Genomic DNA, 430 nt, shown 5'->3' on the forward strand with positions numbered 1-430 from the left:
CGCGCTCACTGCGCAACGCTCAATCCTCTCTCGCATTCAGACACCGCTTTCATGGCAGAACCCACTCTCGGCGTCGCCCTCATCGCCTACAACGCCGCGGCCCGGCTCGCCGAATGCCTCAGCGCGCTGTCGTTCGCCGACGACGTCATCGTCGTCGACGGCGGCAGCACCGACGCAACCGTCGATATCGCGAAAGCCCATGGCGCACGCGTAATCGTTGCCGCCGACTGGCCAGGTTTCGGGCCGCAAAAGAACCGCGCGGTATCCGCGCTCGACACCGACTGGATCCTGTCGGTCGACACCGACGAAATCGTCACGCCCGAACTCGCCGCGTCGATCCGGGCGGCAATACGCGCGCCACGCGCGCCGGTCTATTCGCTCGATCGGCTCTCGAGCTTCTGCGGCACCTGGGTACGCCACAGCGGCTGGT

At 66.5% G+C, this 430-nt stretch carries 1 protein-coding gene; it reads left to right on the forward strand.

What is annotated here, in order from left to right; genetic code table 11:
• Window positions 1–51: 51 nt before the first annotated feature.
• On the forward strand, window positions 52–430 hold a 379-nt coding region (locus tag J5M67_RS28915), incomplete at its 3' end, for a glycosyltransferase family 2 protein (RefSeq protein ID WP_207888738.1).

This window comes from Pseudomonas sp. 30_B (genome assembly GCF_017491605.1).
In the GTDB taxonomy this organism is placed as follows: Bacteria; Pseudomonadota; Gammaproteobacteria; order Pseudomonadales; family Pseudomonadaceae; genus Pseudomonas.